The organism is Paenibacillus sp. LX16, assembly GCF_036252815.1.
In the GTDB taxonomy this organism is placed as follows: domain Bacteria; phylum Bacillota; class Bacilli; order Paenibacillales; family Paenibacillaceae; genus Paenibacillus; species Paenibacillus polymyxa_B.
Window position 1 is genome coordinate 714,000 of record NZ_CP141152.1, and the last position, 16,383, is coordinate 730,382.

Genomic DNA, 16,383 nt, shown 5'->3' on the forward strand with positions numbered 1-16,383 from the left:
ATGAATTTTCACTTACTTTTTTATTCTCTGGTTAGCTATAGTACACTGAATATGCAAGATTAGATCAAGTTAAAAGAAATGAGATGATCGGATGGAACAGAAAATTAAGGTATTGGCTATATCGGGTAGCCTTCGTCAAAAGTCCTCCAATACAGCGCTTATGAAGGCTACTATTGAGCTGGCTTCTGAAAATATGATATTCACAGTTTATGATGGATTGGGGGATCTTCCGCATTTTAACCCTGACTTGGATGTAGATGAGGGGTCAGCTTCCGTAAGAGAGCTACGGGAACAATTGAAACAAGTGGATGGAGTGCTGATCTGTACACCGGAATATGGGAATGGGGTGCCGGGTGCTTTGAAAAATGCCTTGGATTGGCTCGTATCTTCAGGTGAATTTGTAAATAAACCTACAGCGGTCATTAGCGCGTCACCGTCTCCTATGGGCGGCCACCTGGCGCATGCCTCGCTGCTGCTCACATTGCAAATGATCAATGCAGAGATTGTGGAGAATGGAAAGGTCATTATTCCGCATATCACATTGAAGTTAAATCAGGAAGGGAAAATTACAAACGCTGAAACTAGGCAGGAGCTAGAAGCATTACTTCAAGGGCTTGAGCAGGCTTGCACAAGCACAGGAACTCTTTAGACTTTTGAAGTTTAATCAAGGAAAAGCAGCGGCAGTCTAAGATTTCATTATCACCTTCGAAGCTGCCGCTTCCTCTTTTAATTGATTTTAAAGTTTAAATGTTAGACAGTGTCCAATAAGCTCTCGTATACCTTTAATCGGGCATATACCGTTTCGAGTATGGGGTAAACAGTATTACTGGTTGAAGCCAATGCAAGCAGTGAACCATGTAGATGACTGGCTTCAATCGGAAGCTTTTTATGCATATCGCGTTGCATGGATGACATCATCTCAGGTCGTAAGGATTCCATCGTTTTCAGTGTATGAGCTTCCATCTCTGAATCAATCGGCATCCCCGCGTTGCGAGCAAGTGTGACAATCTCATGCAGCAGCTTTTCGTATATAGCTCGTGACTCTGCCGTGGCAAGTATAGTCCCAACCGAGGCATCCATCAATGTTGTAATTGCACTCAAGCTGGCAACGAATATATATTTCTGCCAAACTTCACGCTGGATATCGTGACTTCGTGCCACTGTGAAGCCTGCATGATCAAGATGATTCAGCAGCAGTTGTGTACGCTCTGATTGCACTCCGTTCCATTCACCGAAGACGATACGGTGGAACGGACTTGTCTGAACAATAGAACCATCATGATCCAACGTAGTTTCAATATAACAAAGTCCGCCCAGCACTTTTTCAGAACCGAATTGTTTGCGCAAAAAGTCAAAATGTTCGTAACCATTAAGTAACGGAAGAATCATGGTATGATCACCAACATAAGGCTCAAGATCGAATTGCAATTGGGGAAGATGATATGCTTTGACCGAAATGATAATACAGTCGAACGGATCGGCAGCTTCACCGTTTGTAATAACACGGATTGGCGTCTGGAAATCTCCATGAACACTTCTAACAATCAGACCGTCTTCTGCCAACTGAGATTTTTTTGAAGGGCGTACGAAGAAGGTCACGTCTTCTCCTTTTTGAACAAGAAGTCCCCCAAAATAACCTCCAATCGCCCCTGCACCTACAATCAGAAATCGCATTATAAGGTCCCTGCCTTTACTTTTGCATTCCCGTATAATCCTTCTACTACGTTCTCATCTGCCTTAAAAACATGCTCCTCGCCTGGAAAAGAACGATTCTTCACGTCTTCGACATATTGCCCGATGCTGTTACGAATCAAAGCACCTATATCCGAATAGGTTTTTACGAACTTTTTCTCCCGGTAAGGAGCTGAATATTGTAACATGTCATGATACACCAAAACCTGGCCATCACAGTATCTCCCCGCACCGATGCCAATGACCGGAATAGATATCTCTTGGGTGATGCTCTTCGCCACTTCCTCTGTCACCAGCTCCAGCACGATGGCAAAAGCTCCCGCTTGCTCCAGGGCCCGGGCATCATTTAGAAGGCGCTCAGCGGCCTGTGAGTTTTTACCTTGAATGAAGTATCCGCCGATTTGATGCACAGACTGTGGTGTAAGTCCGATATGCCCCAGCAGGGGAACGCCGGATTGAACAATTCGCTTCACGGTGTCGCAAATTTCCATACCCCCTTCTAGTTTCACGGCATGGGCATGTCCCTCTTGCATGAGCCTGCGCACATTAGTAAGGGCTTCTTCACTACTCCCGTGGTACGTCATAAATGGCATATCCGCGACAATAAAAGTATGTTCCGCACCGCGCACGACAGACCGTGTATGATAGACCATATCATCCATAGTGACGGGCAGTGTGGAGTTATAATTAGATAACACATTACCTACGGAATCACCGACAAGGATGATATCGATCCCGGCTTCCTCAGCCAAACGAGCAGATGGATAGTCATACGCCGTAATCATACTTATGGGTGAACCTTCTTTTTTCATTTTCTTCAATTGCAAAATATGAAGTGCTTTCGAGGTTGCCATGGTTGCATTCAAATCCTTTCCTACCTTTATTTTAGATCACAAAAAAAACCTTTCAGCACATGGCTGAAAAGGTCCGAAAGGCAAAAAAAGAGTCAATTTGCGACCGTTCTTTTGTCTCGGTCCTTGCGGATCAGAGCAAAATCCAACGAGTTCACCTCCATAGGCTCACACATCTACATATTGAATTACACTAACTAGAGTACCGTTCGAATGTATCGATACAGCCTCTCACGGAAGTATACCAAAATATAGGGCTGTTGCATAACATTCTCTACTATATGAACAAAACAAGCTCCTCCAACTTCCTATTCGGAAGTAAAAGGGCTATCAGCTTGGCAGATACACTAAATGAAATATTGCTAAATCATCAGGACGTGTATGAGGTCACGGACGGTGGATAAATTCATATAGAAAGGATTGACCCTCTCGGTAGAATTCTAATTGTAGCATGGGACTATTGTATGTGGAGAGCGTGATATAATAGGGCACAAATCGTTTCATAGATGATGACTCAAGCAGAGGAGAGAAGACAGGTGTATGAACAAATTGTAGTGTATGGTCTGAGCCAAAAAGAAGCTGTTAAGGATTATCCATTCGGAGCTGATCCCCTGGTACTAAAAGTAGGGGGCAAGATGTTTGCACTTCTAACTGAAAAGGATGACATTTGCCACGTATCCTTGAAATGTGATCCAGTCATTGCGGTAAATCTGCGTGAACAAAACAAGGCGATTAAGCCAGGCTATCATTTAAATAAAAAGCATTGGAATACGATTGAGGTTGATGCTACCTTCCCACTGGAGGATTTGTACAGCATGATCGACCATTCGTATGAGCTGGTCTTCAAGAGCTTAACCAAAGCGCAACGCGAAGCGATTACGATGAGAATACGGGCAACGGATTTGTAAAGGGCTGGTGAAGCCCTTAGTTTGTATTCAGAAATACTTACTAACATGATTATAGTTTTACTTGACAGAAATCACGAATAGATATATTCTTAATTTAAAGATAATTCATTTGAAAATAATATCAAGGAGTGGAACTTAACATGAGCGAACTGGTGAATATTATTCAAGAGAGAAGATCGGCTTCTAAATTTATTCCTGATGTTACTATAGATGCAAAAGAACTAGAAGAAATATTTCAGCTGGTGAAGTTTGCTCCATCAGCTTTTAATTTACAGCATGCGCGTTATATCGTAGTACAGGATGCTGATACCAAACAAAGACTGCATGATGAGGCAAGTAAGCAGTATAAAATATTAACGGCTTCGGCGACCATTATAGTGCTGGGGGATACAGAAGCTTATACCAAGGTAGCTGACCTCAACGAAGGATTCCTGAATTTGGGTGTCCTGAGCAAGCAGGAATATGATAGTACAGTGGAATCGGTGACTCAGTTTTATCGCGAGCGGGGACCTGTCTTTCAGAGAGAAGAAGCGATCCGTAATGCCAGCCTGTCGGCTATGCAATTGATGTTGATTGCCAAGGACAAAGGCTGGGATACTTGCCCGATGATCGGTTTTGATCCGGCGAAGGTGCAGGAAGTACTGAATATTCCAGAGCAATTTGTACCCGTGATGATGATTACCTTGGGTAAAGAGGACGAATCGGGTCAGCGGGCACGGGGATATCGCAAGCCGGTTGGACAATTTGTCAGCTACAATGGGTTTTGAAATTTGTAAATCATTTGTGTAAATAAATCAACATGTTAATGAAGGAGTGATAAAGATGTCATTGAAAACCGCTGGAATTCACCATATCACGTCCTTTGCAGGAGACCCGCAGGGCAACGTTGATTTTTACGCAGGCGTACTTGGTTTGCGATTGATTAAAAAGACGATCAACTTTGATGCTCCAGAAGTATACCATTTGTACTTTGGTAATGAAGAGGGCAGCCCGGGAACGATCATTACCTTTTTTCCAGCTCCGGGTACACGCAAGGGTAAGATTGGAGGCGGACAGGTCGGGATTACGACGTATGTCGTGCCGTCCGGTGCTTTGGAATACTGGGAAAACCGTCTGCACAGCTTGAAGGTATCTTTCACAAAGGCTACTCGTTTTGGCGAGTCATTCATCCAGTTCCGAGACAACGAGGGCTTGCATCTGGAGCTGGTGGAGCGGGAAGATGGCCCGGTAAACACGTGGACAGCAGGCGGCGTGCCTACGGATAAAGCTATCAAGGGCTTTGGCGGGGCGGTACTGTACAGTGCGGATTCCAAGCATACGCAAGAGGTGTTGGAGAACGTCTTGGGGATGACTCCCATCGGAGAAGACGCAAATGCAGGCTACATCCGCTATCAGACGACAGGTGATTTGGGCAACCTGATCGACATTCCGGTCAAAGATGTCCCGTGGGGGAATGGCGGCGCCGGTACGGTTCACCATATTGCCTGGCGCGCGCAGGACGATACGGAGCATCAAGCGTGGAACGAATGGGTTCATCAGCATGGTTTTGGGACCAGTGGTATTGTAGATCGCCAATACTTTAATGCCGTATACTTCCGCGAGCGGGGCGGTATTTTATTCGAGATCGCAACCGATCCACCCGGATTTACCGTGGATGAGGAATTGAATGAGTTGGGGCACAAGCTGATGCTGCCTGAATGGTATGAGCCTCAGCGCACCCAGATTGAGTCTAACCTGGTTCCCATTGAACCTAGAGTATTAAAACAGGATTAATCTGCTCGATCCAAACAATCATATTTAGAAGCAAAAAGGTCCAATACGGGAAGATTCCTACCGTGATTGGACCTTTTTTGCGTGTGGAGTTGGCTAGATCATGAGCAGTTCGCGAATCTCCAGCTCGGTCAGTGCCGAAAGGGTTTCTTGCCCCGGCTGGATGACCTGGTCGATCATGTTTTTCTTTTTTTGTTGCAGCTCATACATTTTATCCTCTACCGTGCCTTGGGCGACGAGACGAATAACCTGCACGACTTTTTTCTGGCCCATTCGGTGTGCGCGGTTGGTAGCCTGCTCCTCTACAGCGGGATTCCACCACAGGTCATACAGAATGACTGTATCTGCGCCGGTGAGGTTCAGGCCAGTGCCTCCTGCCTTTAGGGAAATCAGGAACAGCTCGCGTTCTCCTTCGTTGAAGCGACTGCACAGCTCGACTCGTTCCGGAGCGGGAGTCTGCCCGTCCAGGTAAAAGTAAGACACCCCTTCTCGAGCAAGCTCGCGTCCGATCATTTGAAGCATCGTGGTGAACTGTGAAAAAATGAGCATCCGTTTCCCGGAGCTGAGACATTCCGTAATGATCTCCAACAGCTGTTCAAATTTGGCGGAGCTTCCCGTATATCCTTCGATGAACAAGCCCGGATGACAGCAGAGCTGACGAAGCCGTGTTAGACCTGCGAGAATTTTGATCCGATTTTTCTGAAATCCTTCCTCGTTGAGATGCTTCAACGTTTCATGCTGGAGCTTGGCCAGATAGGCCGTATACAGCTTTTTCTGATCTGGCAGAAGCCGGGATACCTGCACAGATTCGATTTTTTCCGGCAGCTCCTTGAGGACATCACTCTTAAGACGGCGCAGCAAAAACGGACGAACCCGCTTGGCAATCACATTTCGAGGGAGGTTGTGAAACGCTCTTTTCCCGCCGGGAAATAACGCAGGAAATACAACGTCAAAGATGGACCACAGCTCTTCCAACGTATTTTCTACTGGCGTTCCTGTCAGGGCAAAACGGTAACGGGCTTTTACATCCTTAACAGCCTGTGCCGTCTGGGTGGCATGATTTTTGAAAGCCTGTGCCTCGTCCAGAATGAGCGTATGAAACGATGGCTTGCTGTACACATCTGCATCGCGTCGTAGCAGCGGGTAGGACGTAATGACGACGTCATAACTGGCGGCATCCCGTATGATCCGGCCGCGTTCTTCCGGGCTGCCATCTGCGATAGTGACGCGGACGTGTGGAGCAAATTTCTCCAGCTCATTCCGCCAGTTGTACACCAGTGATGCAGGGGACACGATCATGGCTGGAAGCTGCTGGCTGCGAATCTCCGGCAATACTGAGACGAGAAAGGCGATACTTTGCAGTGTTTTACCCAGCCCCATATCATCTGCCAAAATGCCCCCAAAACGGTAATGCGCCAATGTTTTAAGCCATTGAAAGCCGTAAACCTGATAATCTCTCAAGATTGGGGCAAGCATGTCTGGAACTGGAAAGTCGAGATGGTCTGGGTTACGTATATTTTCCAGCAGCTGGCGAAAGGTTTTACCCAAAGTCAGGTTTTTCCCATGATCGTGAGGATCAATTAAGTACAGTCCTTGCGTGACGGGAACACGAATTTGCGCTGCATCCAGATCGCTTTTGCGGATACCTGTTTCATTCATGAACCGAATCAATTCCTTGTACTCCTCTGTTTCCAGCGGCAGCAAGGCACCATTCGGCAGACGGTGATATCTCTGTTTTTCCTCTAACGATTTGAGCAGTTTGCGAATTTCCGGTTCCGGTATGCCCTCCATATCAAATTTAAATTCAAGCCAATCCGTACGTTCATCCCACTCCGCGCGTATCCTTGGGGTTGGCAGAGTATTGTTTATTTTTGCTTTGACTGCACCTGTAGCATAGACATCCAGCAGCTTTTCCAGTTGCGGAACCGTATGGTACAAAAAATCATACTCTGCATCTTCATCTTCCATAAAATATCCGCTGTCTGTTCTGGCAAAGGAGCTATGCTCCATCAGCTCCAAAATCCGCTGCTCCTGTTCCCCATCACGTATCAGAATTCGGTCGTTGCCAGGAGTTCGTGCATCTGTTTCCAGCGGGTTGATGATGATATCCCCATATTGGAACTCCAGCCCTGCCAGCAGCTTGTCTCTTACCCGGTCCAGATATAGCTTTGCCTTCAATGGCAGCTGTGTGACCCGATCTGAGACGGACCGAGTCATATGAACACGTCCGAGCTTCATTAACCCGGGTACGACCTTATCCATAAAAGATTCCATCTGCTCTGGCGCAATCTGAACTTTTCGCCTGTGGTGTACCTCTACCATCCGCTTTAGCTCGGACAAACGCCGTAAGGGGTCGGCTTTCTGTTTGACAAGCTTGCCATCGGCAATGACGACACCATAGTCTTCCATGATGGTCAAGTCATCCAATCCTTGTATGCTTAGCTGGTAGCCTTCGGTTTCGGTCCCGGCCTCATCAAATTCAAATTGCAGTGGAAGCATCAGGTTGGACTGGGGAATACCCTCGCTCATGTTTCCGTGAATTTCAAAGTAGACGCCCTGTGCTGTTGTCAGCAAGGGGAGCAGCTTTTCCCAAGCCGCAGGCGGAATGAGGAGCATTCGCTCGCCGCTCATATGACTACCGGAAGATGAATACGTACCTGAAGTTTCCCGAATCATACGCTCATGGTGGCACACCTGGGATAATTGCTGGAGAATAGCGTCATGTTCAGGTCGGAAGCGGTACAACTCAGGCTCGTACGAGAAGCTTTTCGTGAACATGTAGCTATCCCCACGGTCAATACTATCCAGAAACGGACGAATTTTCTGCACGATATATAATCGTTTGGGTCCAGCCTTCATTTCTACACCAAACATATACTTTTGGTAACCGTAGGCAAAAGGCCGGATCACGAACTGAAAATCCAAGACCGCGCGAGTATCCAGCAGGGTTGGTGTGCTGCGAAGCGGTCGCTTGCGGTCAAATAGTTTTAACATACTGTCGGTCAGCTGGAGATCCCCTTGTGTGATGTCAGAGGATCGTGCCGTTCTAGCAGTGTGATCATATGGAGCATCTGTAGATGTGTACATCCCGTCTGAATCCATGCTTCCTGCTGTATCTGGGGCATTACCGGGATGAAGCCTGGAGGCATAGGAGCGCACAGACAGACTTTTTCCACGGCGTATATCATGGGCGTTAAGGAGAACAGCTGCGATATGTTTACAATATCGTCCGGTGTTCTGAAATGTGCTACAGGTGCATTCTGCTCGGATACTTCCATTGGGGCGGATCATCGCCGCAACAGCATAAAAGCTGCTTCCTTTGACCGTAGCTTCGTATACCCCTTCATCATGATCTATTTGTGTAAAGGCCACTCTTTTGGCCCGGTAATAGGCATCCCCGTCGTCATAAGCAGCTTGACTGCATAGTTGTCTGATGGCTCGCCGGGTAAGTTCAAAACTCATGATTCGTAATCCTTTCCTGAGTTATTCCGTTTTCTTACATGATAACAGAACAGACAGGAGGATGGACACTTGGGTGCTTATCTGTGGGTTAGAGAAGTTTTTACAAGCTGCACATAGCAGGATACAATGGAAGTGTTAAAGAAAGGAGACGGATGCTTTTGCAAAATGAAGAGAAAAAGGCCGATTCCAAATCCGGCTCATCCAAATGGTACCTTGGTAGTGCAGCAGCATTGCTTCTTCTGAAAGGTAAGTCGTTACTCGCCCTTTTAAAATTCAGTAAATTTGGCGGTGCGCTGATATCTATGGCGATAACGATTGGCACATATGCGATCATTTACCCGTGGGGATTTGCGGTCGGATTCGTGTTGCTGTTGTTTGTGCATGAGCTGGGACATGTATTGGCCGCCAAGCGCAAGGGGCTTCCCGTGTCAGCACCGTTATTTATTCCTTTTCTCGGTGCGCTGATCACAATGAAACGGCAACCTTTGGATGCGCAGACAGAGGCTTATGTAGCCATGGGCGGCCCGTTACTGGGGACGGTTGGGGCTATGGCGGTATACGCAGGAGCCTATGCAACAGACAGTCCCCTGTTGTATGCGCTCTCGTATGTCGGCTTTTTTCTGAACCTGATCAACCTGCTGCCGATTCATCCGCTCGACGGAGGACGGATTTCCACGGCAGTGACGCGTTGGCTGTGGCTGGTGGGCCTATTGGGTGGAATTGTAGTCGTAGTATATTTAAAATCCTTTTTATTTTTCTTGATATGGGCGTTCTTTGCCTACGATTTGTACAAAAAATATGTTAAGCGCAATAAAGAAGAGGTTAAGATCCAATCCTTTTTGCAAAAGCCGCTGGTGAACGTACAGCATCTGTATGAGCAAGGATATCCACTGCCCGGACCGGAGCACACGCGCAGATTATCCTTTAATACCTACTCGGATTTAGAGGGGCAGCAATATGTGACGGTGTATATGGAAAGTTTGGATGTGGAGCAGACGCTTCTGCTGCCACAGCAGTGTCTTGTCCAGCATGTATGGCTGAACGGTGTGGAACATATACCGACGCCGGATGCGTACCAGCTCAGATTGCTGTGTGGGATTGATTACATTCCGTTTGAAAATGATAAATATTACGAAGTGCCCGCATCATTGCGCTGGAAATTTGGCATCAGTTACTTAGCTTTGGCCGTATTCCTGATGGGGATGATGTATGTGGTGCACCAGCATATAGGGGATATTAGGCTGTGATCTGAATAATGAGTGCTTGGTCAAGATTTTAGATCATTAAGGCAACGGTACAGCTTATAGAAAATAGAGACAAAAGAGCGCGACAACCGCGATATTCGGTGTCACGCTCTTTTTTTGGTTGAATAACACAGTGGAGCTTTTGCTATCCGTTCTTATATCTTAATTCTTTGTTCATCAGTAATCGGTTTTAACGTCTGGCGGTATTTAAGTGGGCTGGTGCCTGTCCAGCGCTTGAACTGTCTGCTGAAATGAGCCAGACTGGAGTATCCCAGCAGGGAAGCTACCTTGTTGAGTGGCAGATTGGGCTGTTGGATCAGCACCTTAGCCTCATGCAGCTTGGTCTCCGATAGATAGTGACGTGGAGAATAGCCGTATACCTTGCGGAACACTTCCTGGGCATAGCCGGGACTGATCCCGAGGGAAGCCGCCACATCTTCAAGACGGAACGTTTGCTCGCCAGATTCATCTTCACGATAAGGCTTAAACCTTGATTGAATGGCTTCCATGATAGCCTTGGCATATTGAACGGATGAAGGTGCAATTCTGGGCTCCAAACCGGTAGATATCATTTGCGAAAATATCCCGAATAGCTCAAATAAGGCAATCTGCATGCGAAAACGGTCTGCTGTCGTATATTCTCCGCTTTCCTGCACCATGCCAATCCAGCTATGGACAACCTTTTGCAGCTTGGCATTCGTTTCAGTACCCGCTGGGAAAAAGAGCTGATTGCTCTTAATCATTTCCTGACGGAACAATGGATCATCGACATTAAAATGAGAGCTAAAATAGTACATGCCGTTTGGGGAAACACACTGACTCACATGCTTAAAACCCGGCGGAATAATTAAAATATCACCTTCCCCAACCGAATATATGTTATTTTCCATGATCGTTTCCTGACGACCTTCTAAAATGAGTGCAATTTCAAAACCGATATGAGACTCCTCTGGCATGCACCAATCTGCTTTGACCCGGTGAATATGGGCGCCAAAAAATTTCACATTCCAGTCAATAATGGGCAGCCATTGGCAATCATGAAATAGAGCTGGATCAACATCAGGATTTAATATCATCAGATCACCTTCGATTAGGGCAAATTTTACACCGCTTAGACAATCTCATTGTATCTAACATTTAACTATAATAAAAGAGCGTTTACAAATGCTATAGTATAAGCTTTTATATAAAAGAAAGCGCTTGCGGTGATGCATATCTGTTTCTATTATCTCTTGCACTTCGGAGCGACTGGAATCGAATTTTGCAAAATCCTGATGAACCTAATTGGAGGACGACTTGATGAAAAAGCTACTATACGGTGTTGCTTATTATGATGAATATATGCCATATGACCGTTTAGACCAAGATATCCAAATGATGAAGGATGCGGGTATCAACGTGGTGCGGATTGCGGAATCCACTTGGAGCACGCATGAACCGCAAAATGGCGTATTTGATTTTACTTCTGTGGATCGGGTGCTGGATGCCATGCATAAGGCTGGTATTGAAGTCATTGTGGGGACGCCCACCTATGCCGTACCTACATGGCTGGTGAAGGAGCATCCTGATGTATTGGCGACAACGCCTCAAGGGCCGGGCCAATATGGTGCTCGTCAGATTATGGACATTACGAACCCGGTCTACCTGTTCCATGCCGAGCGAATCATACGCAAGCTGATTGGGCGGGTGAGACAGCATCCGGCGGTTATTGGCTTTCAGACGGATAACGAGACGAAGCATTACAACACAAGCGGGCCCAATGTGCAATTGCAATTTGTAAAGTATCTGCGGGAGCGGTTCGAATCGCTGGAGGAGCTAAACCGCAAATTTGGACTGGACTACTGGAGTAATCGCATCAATAGCTGGGAGGACTTTCCTTCGGTGGTCGGAACGATTAATGGAAGTTTGGGCGCAGCCTTTTCCCAATTCCAGCGCAAGCTGGTGACGGACTTTCTGGCATGGCAGGTCGCGCTGGTGAAGGAATATAAGCGGGAGGACCAATTTATTACGCAAAACTTTGATTTTGAATGGAGAGGTCATTCCTTTGGTGTTCAGCCAGACGTGGATCACTTTGCGGCATCGCAAGCCTTTGATGTGACTGGGGTGGATATTTACCATCCATCACAGGATGACCTGACTGGTATTGAAATTTCCTTCGGTGGCGATGTGGCACGTTCGACGAAAAATAACAACTATCTAGTGCTAGAAACGGAAGCGCAGGCTTTTACCCACTGGGTTCCCTATCCGGGGCAATTGCGTCTGCAAGCGTTCAGCCATCTGGCTTCTGGGGCCAATATGGTGGCATACTGGCACTGGCATTCCATCCATAATTCCTTCGAAACCTACTGGAAGGGTCTGCTCAGCCATGATTTTGAACCGAATCCTGTGTATGAGGAAGCACAGACCATAGGGAAGGATTTTGCAAGATTGTCTCCGCATTTGGTCAACCTGAAAAAGAAAAATAAAACGGCGATTCTGGTCAGCAACGAAGCATTGACGTCGATTGACTGGTTTAAATTTAATATGAGTAGTCCGTTAAATTACAATGACATCGTACGTCGTTTGTATGACGAGTTGTATAAACTGAATATCGGGACGGACATTGTTCATCCAGGTACAGAATCGTTTGACGACTATGATCTCTTGATCGTCCCGGTCCTCTATTCTGCCCCAGATGCACTACTGGAGAAGCTGAACCGATATGTGGAAAAAGGTGGTCATGTAGTATACACATTCCGAAGCGGATTTACCGACGAGCATGTGCAGGTGAGAACGTCCCGACAGCCGGGTGTAATTAGCGAAGCCTGCGGCATTCATTACAGCTTGTTCGTGGAGCCGAAGAAGGTGACGCTCAAAAATAATCCTTTTGAGGTGGCACCAGAGGACAACCAGGTAGATACGTGGATGGAGCTAATTACCCCGACGACCGCCGAAGTATTAGCCTATTACGATCACCCGCATTGGGGCAAATATGCCGCGATTACGCAAAACTGCTATGGTCAGGGAACAGCGACCTACATCGGCTGTATCGTTAGCCCGGCGGTTATCCGCGAATTATTCAGCTCTGTAGCCAAAAAGGCAGGAGTATGGGGACTGGATCAGGAAGCGTCTTATCCGATCATTGTTAAATCCGGCACGAATGAGCTGGGACGGACAATCCGGTACTATTTTAACTATTCCGAACAAGCAGGCTCGGTGGTATATCCGCATGGAGACGGCAAGGAGCTGATTGGGGAGCATGCGGTTACCCAAGGACAAACGCTTACATTAGAGCCTTGGGGTGTTATAATTATCGAAGAAGCGTAAATGATGAATAGTGAGCCACAACCGACTCACGAATAATATCATATAGGTATTCCCCGGGAGTATCCGGTACATGAAGCGCCCCTGCGAATTGCGGGGCGTTTTCGCATATGGCTGAATAGAGGAGTGCATCGCTATGACAACCCGAGCAGTCCGCTGGTTCCGGGCGCTGACGGCCCCGTATCGACGCAGCATTCAGCTCAAGCTGATCTTGACGATGATTGTTCTATCTGTGCTGCCGGTCATTGCTGTCACGGTGCTGGCTGCGGAAAAAAGTAGAGCTTCCATGGAAGCTGAAGTGGTGGAGACGAACATGTCCAATATGAAATGGACGGGGATCTATATCAGCGACCAGTTAGATCGTCTGAATCATCTGATTTACAGTATTCAGATCAGCCCTGATCTGAGCGATTATTTGAATGAGCGCGAGCCTGACAATCTTTCAAGCCAATTTAATGCCCAGCGAAAAATGCTGAATACGATGGCGAATGTGTATTATTCGGCCGGAAGTCATGTGATCGGCATCCAGCTTTATTTGAAGCAATCGCAAACCTTGTTTACCTTCAATAGTATGCAAAATGAAATTACGACAGTGAGCGGTATTCCCCCACAGTATGCCGAGATGTGGCAAGCGAATAAGGATTATTCGATTCGTCCAAGCTTTGCTGACCCGGAACGCTTTATTTTGACGCGCAGTATTCGGCGTTTTGAAGACCAGAAGCAGATGGGAGCTATTTCATTGGATGTATTGTGGTCGCAATTCGATCAGACGCTGGGCTTGCTGGGACGAGGGGATCAGCATCAGGTGCTTATTACAGATGCAGATGGCGGAGTAATGTATCCAGAACAGGCTCGGCAGTCGCCTCCTCCTGCAAGTGTGCTGTCAGCTCTTCGTGACGTTAAGCCGGGTCTCGGGATGATTCAAACTGCTGAACATTATGTGTTCTATAATGATCTGGATGTAGTTGGGCTGAAGCTGGTCAAAATCGTACCCACTTCCTCCATTAACCACAGCGCTTTTTCAACGATGCTGTATGGTATTATCGTCGGCGTGATTTCAATCTTGGTTTCCATCTGCATTGCCGTTTTCATCGCATGGCGGACTGCACGTCCGATTGTTCATTTGGCGCGTTCCGTACAGGAGTTGGATATGATCAAAGGACCGATTGGACAGCCAAGTACACGCCCGGATGAGATTGGGCTGCTGGAAAGAAGTCTGCATGGGATGGCAGGCCGAATTCGCGAGCATATTCAGGCGGAATACAGTATAAATTTGCAAAAAAAGACGGCTGAATTGAAAGCGCTCCAAGCGCAGATTCATCCACATTTTCTGCAAAATACGCTGCAAATGATCGGAAGTATGGTATTTTCTCAAAAGCCGGAGGACACCTATGAAGTCATTCGGTCGCTGAGTGAGATGTTCCGTTACGTGGTACGGGAACCTCAGGATTTGGCCTCTTTACGCGCAGAGCTCGACCATGTGGGACACTATATGCGCATCCAACAGCGGCGATTTCCACAAAGATTGGTGTTTCAGGTGGAGACGGAAGAACAGGCGATGGATATTCGATTACCTAAGCTATCGCTTCAGCCATTGTTGGAAAACGCGTTTCAGCACGGTCTTGACCGAAAGGCGGGGGCATGGAGAATGGGAATTCGGGTGGAGATTATGAAAGAAGATGTGTGTATTACGGTTTGCGATAATGGAAACGGCATGGCCCCGGACAAGCTGGAAAAAGTACGGGCAAAGCTGGAAAACGCGTCGGAGGAACCGATCTGGGCGCAGGGTAGTCATATCGGATTGAGCAATGTGTCTTCACGCATACGGATGAATTTTGGAGTGCGCTACGGAGTGACGATAGATAGTGAGCAGGGAGTCGGTACAAGTGTCACTATCCGCATTCCATTTACCTCAGCAGAGGAGGGAAAAGTATGATCAGAGTATTAATTGTGGACGATGAGCCGTGGAACCGCGATATTCTAAAGACATTTGGCACATGGGAAAAACTTGGAATGTTGGTAGTGGGTGAGGCTGAAGACGGAGACGAGGCGTTCAGGCTGGTCGGGGAGTTAGCTCCCCATATTGTGATTACTGATATGCACATGCCGGGTGCGGACGGAGTGGAACTGCTGCAAGCGCTAAATAACCATTGTCCTGATGTAAAAATCATTGTCGTGAGCGGATATGATGACTTTGCGTATGCCAAACATGCCATCCGTTACAAGGCCGTCGATTATTTGTTAAAGCCAGTCAATCCTGCAGAGCTGAATGCAGTGTTGCTCAAATGCAAAAACGATCTGGAGGTCAAGGCTGCTGAACAGCAGCAAGAAGCGACGGAGCTGGATTATGAGTTTTTTCACAAGCTGACCCGGTATAAGCAACTGCTGCGTCTTTATTTTAATGAGTTGAACCGTCACGGGGTGAATATAACTTGTAGGCAGGTTATGCAGGAGCTGGAGAGTTATGGAGCACCAAGTCCACATATGCTGGGCAGACTGGTGCAGGAGCTTCTTTCCCTGCTAAAAGAGCTCGCAGCGGATAACGGGCTAGATACTTCTACGGCAAAGGCAGGATTCCCACTGTCGCAGGATGCCGTATCCTCTGTAGAACATGCGCTGGAATTCGTATCGTCGTGCTATGTTCAGGAACTGGATCAGCTCATTCGGCAGCGGAAATACAAAAACAAACTGAATTTAGAAGAGGTACGGCGATATATCGACAGTCACTTTGCTGGGCCGATTACACTGGAGCAGTTGGCAAAAAACTTTTTTGTGAGTAAAGAGTATATGAGTAAGGTATTTAAGCAGGAGTATGGTCAAAATGTAACGGACTACATCGTAGAGCGAAGAATGGAAAAGGCGCGGGAATGGCTGGTCAATAAACAGATTTCAATCAAAGCAGTTGCGGAGATGGCAGGATATGAGGATGTGTCTTATTTCTATCGGGTATTTAAAAAGCATTTTGGCATGGCACCCGGTGAAATGAGGAAGGAAGTTTAAAAAAGTCCAATCCAATAAGCTAAGGGCGTCCAATGGCAGAAGTGATCTCTCATTCTATAATGAAAGCGTATACAAAACGAGCAGTACAAAGGAATTTGACCTTTATGAAGTTCGCACAGAGCTGAATAGAGGTTGAAGACCGGCGGCATAGCT

12 protein-coding genes are annotated in these 16,383 nt (G+C 47.0%); 8 read left to right on the forward strand and 4 right to left on the reverse strand.

All coding sequences use genetic code 11. The annotated features are described in order from the left end of the window. The first annotated feature begins 91 nt into the window (after window positions 1-91). A complete protein-coding gene (locus tag T3H97_RS03200; protein WP_328801672.1) occupies window positions 92-649 on the forward strand; it encodes an NADPH-dependent FMN reductase in 558 nt (185 codons plus the stop codon). A 101-nt stretch (window positions 650-750) separates the two neighbouring features. Here T3H97_RS03200 and T3H97_RS03205 read toward each other — a convergent pair whose 3' ends face one another. Beyond that, window positions 751-1,674, reverse strand: a complete 924-nt coding sequence (locus T3H97_RS03205) for a ketopantoate reductase family protein (RefSeq protein ID WP_328801673.1) — start codon at window positions 1,672-1,674, stop codon at window positions 751-753. Then, window positions 1,674-2,546 (reverse strand): 3-methyl-2-oxobutanoate hydroxymethyltransferase, encoded by an 873-nt coding sequence (panB, locus tag T3H97_RS03210; protein ID WP_328802770.1) that lies wholly within the window; start codon window positions 2,544-2,546, stop codon window positions 1,674-1,676. Before panB ends, T3H97_RS03205 begins: the two co-directional genes overlap by 1 nt. A gap of 533 nt (window positions 2,547-3,079) precedes the next feature. Between panB and T3H97_RS03215 the strand changes: the two genes are divergently transcribed. The 3 genes from T3H97_RS03215 (at window position 3,080) to T3H97_RS03225 (ending at window position 5,224) form a co-directional block, all read left to right on the forward strand. Further along, window positions 3,080-3,451, forward strand: coding sequence for an MmcQ/YjbR family DNA-binding protein (locus T3H97_RS03215; RefSeq protein ID WP_328801674.1), 372 nt, complete (start codon window positions 3,080-3,082; stop codon window positions 3,449-3,451). Between the two features lie 140 nt (window positions 3,452-3,591). Further along, window positions 3,592-4,218 carry a nitroreductase family protein gene (locus T3H97_RS03220; protein ID WP_220026938.1) on the forward strand — a complete coding sequence of 209 codons (627 nt, stop codon included), beginning with the start codon at window positions 3,592-3,594 and terminating at the stop codon, window positions 4,216-4,218. Between the two features lie 55 nt (window positions 4,219-4,273). Then, a complete protein-coding gene (locus tag T3H97_RS03225; protein WP_025723925.1) occupies window positions 4,274-5,224 on the forward strand; it encodes a ring-cleaving dioxygenase in 951 nt (316 codons plus the stop codon). Window positions 5,225-5,317: 93 nt separating this feature from the next. Here the strand turns inward: T3H97_RS03225 and T3H97_RS03230 are convergent, their stop codons facing one another. Next, on the reverse strand, window positions 5,318-8,683 hold the full coding sequence (locus T3H97_RS03230) for a DEAD/DEAH box helicase (RefSeq protein ID WP_328801675.1): 3,366 nt from the start codon (window positions 8,681-8,683) through the stop codon (window positions 5,318-5,320). A 158-nt stretch (window positions 8,684-8,841) separates the two neighbouring features. On the opposite strand from T3H97_RS03230, the gene T3H97_RS03235 reads away from it, so the two are divergent. Beyond that, a complete protein-coding gene (locus tag T3H97_RS03235; RefSeq protein WP_328801676.1) occupies window positions 8,842-9,930 on the forward strand; it encodes a site-2 protease family protein in 1,089 nt (362 codons plus the stop codon). 152 nt (window positions 9,931-10,082) lie between these two features. On the opposite strand, the gene T3H97_RS03240 is transcribed toward T3H97_RS03235, so the two are convergent. Then, window positions 10,083-11,003: an AraC family transcriptional regulator gene (locus T3H97_RS03240; RefSeq protein ID WP_328801677.1), complete on the reverse strand. Its 921-nt coding sequence runs from the start codon at window positions 11,001-11,003 to the stop codon at window positions 10,083-10,085. A 223-nt stretch (window positions 11,004-11,226) separates the two neighbouring features. Between T3H97_RS03240 and T3H97_RS03245 the strand changes: the two genes are divergently transcribed. The 3 genes from T3H97_RS03245 to T3H97_RS03255 all read left to right on the forward strand — a co-directional run bounded on the left by T3H97_RS03245 (window position 11,227) and on the right by T3H97_RS03255 (window position 16,230). Continuing rightward, window positions 11,227-13,233, forward strand: a complete 2,007-nt coding sequence (locus T3H97_RS03245; RefSeq protein WP_328801678.1) for a beta-galactosidase — start codon at window positions 11,227-11,229, stop codon at window positions 13,231-13,233. A gap of 133 nt (window positions 13,234-13,366) precedes the next feature. Continuing rightward, a complete protein-coding gene (locus tag T3H97_RS03250; RefSeq protein WP_328801679.1) occupies window positions 13,367-15,166 on the forward strand; it encodes a sensor histidine kinase in 1,800 nt (599 codons plus the stop codon). Beyond that, on the forward strand, window positions 15,163-16,230 hold the full coding sequence (locus tag T3H97_RS03255; RefSeq protein WP_328801680.1) for a response regulator transcription factor: 1,068 nt from the start codon (window positions 15,163-15,165) through the stop codon (window positions 16,228-16,230). The genes T3H97_RS03250 and T3H97_RS03255 overlap by 4 nt, the downstream gene beginning before the upstream one ends. The last annotated feature ends 153 nt before the right edge of the window (window positions 16,231-16,383 follow it).

What these genes read in the sequence shown, in the direction of transcription:
- T3H97_RS03200 (WP_328801672.1), top strand. Translation starts at nt 92, where the DNA reads ATGGAACAGAAAATTAAGGTATTGGCTATATCGGGTAGCCTTCGTCAA.
- T3H97_RS03205 (WP_328801673.1), bottom strand. Translation starts at nt 1,674, where the DNA reads ATGCGATTTCTGATTGTAGGTGCAGGGGCGATTGGAGGTTATTTTGGG.
- panB (WP_328802770.1), bottom strand. Translation starts at nt 2,546, where the DNA reads ATGGCAACCTCGAAAGCACTTCATATTTTGCAATTGAAGAAAATGAAA.
- T3H97_RS03220 (WP_220026938.1), top strand. Translation starts at nt 3,592, where the DNA reads ATGAGCGAACTGGTGAATATTATTCAAGAGAGAAGATCGGCTTCTAAA.
- T3H97_RS03225 (WP_025723925.1), top strand. Translation starts at nt 4,274, where the DNA reads ATGTCATTGAAAACCGCTGGAATTCACCATATCACGTCCTTTGCAGGA.
- T3H97_RS03230 (WP_328801675.1), bottom strand. Translation starts at nt 8,683, where the DNA reads ATGAGTTTTGAACTTACCCGGCGAGCCATCAGACAACTATGCAGTCAA.
- T3H97_RS03240 (WP_328801677.1), bottom strand. Translation starts at nt 11,003, where the DNA reads ATGATATTAAATCCTGATGTTGATCCAGCTCTATTTCATGATTGCCAA.
- T3H97_RS03245 (WP_328801678.1), top strand. Translation starts at nt 11,227, where the DNA reads ATGAAAAAGCTACTATACGGTGTTGCTTATTATGATGAATATATGCCA.
- T3H97_RS03250 (WP_328801679.1), top strand. Translation starts at nt 13,367, where the DNA reads ATGACAACCCGAGCAGTCCGCTGGTTCCGGGCGCTGACGGCCCCGTAT.
- T3H97_RS03255 (WP_328801680.1), top strand. Translation starts at nt 15,163, where the DNA reads ATGATCAGAGTATTAATTGTGGACGATGAGCCGTGGAACCGCGATATT.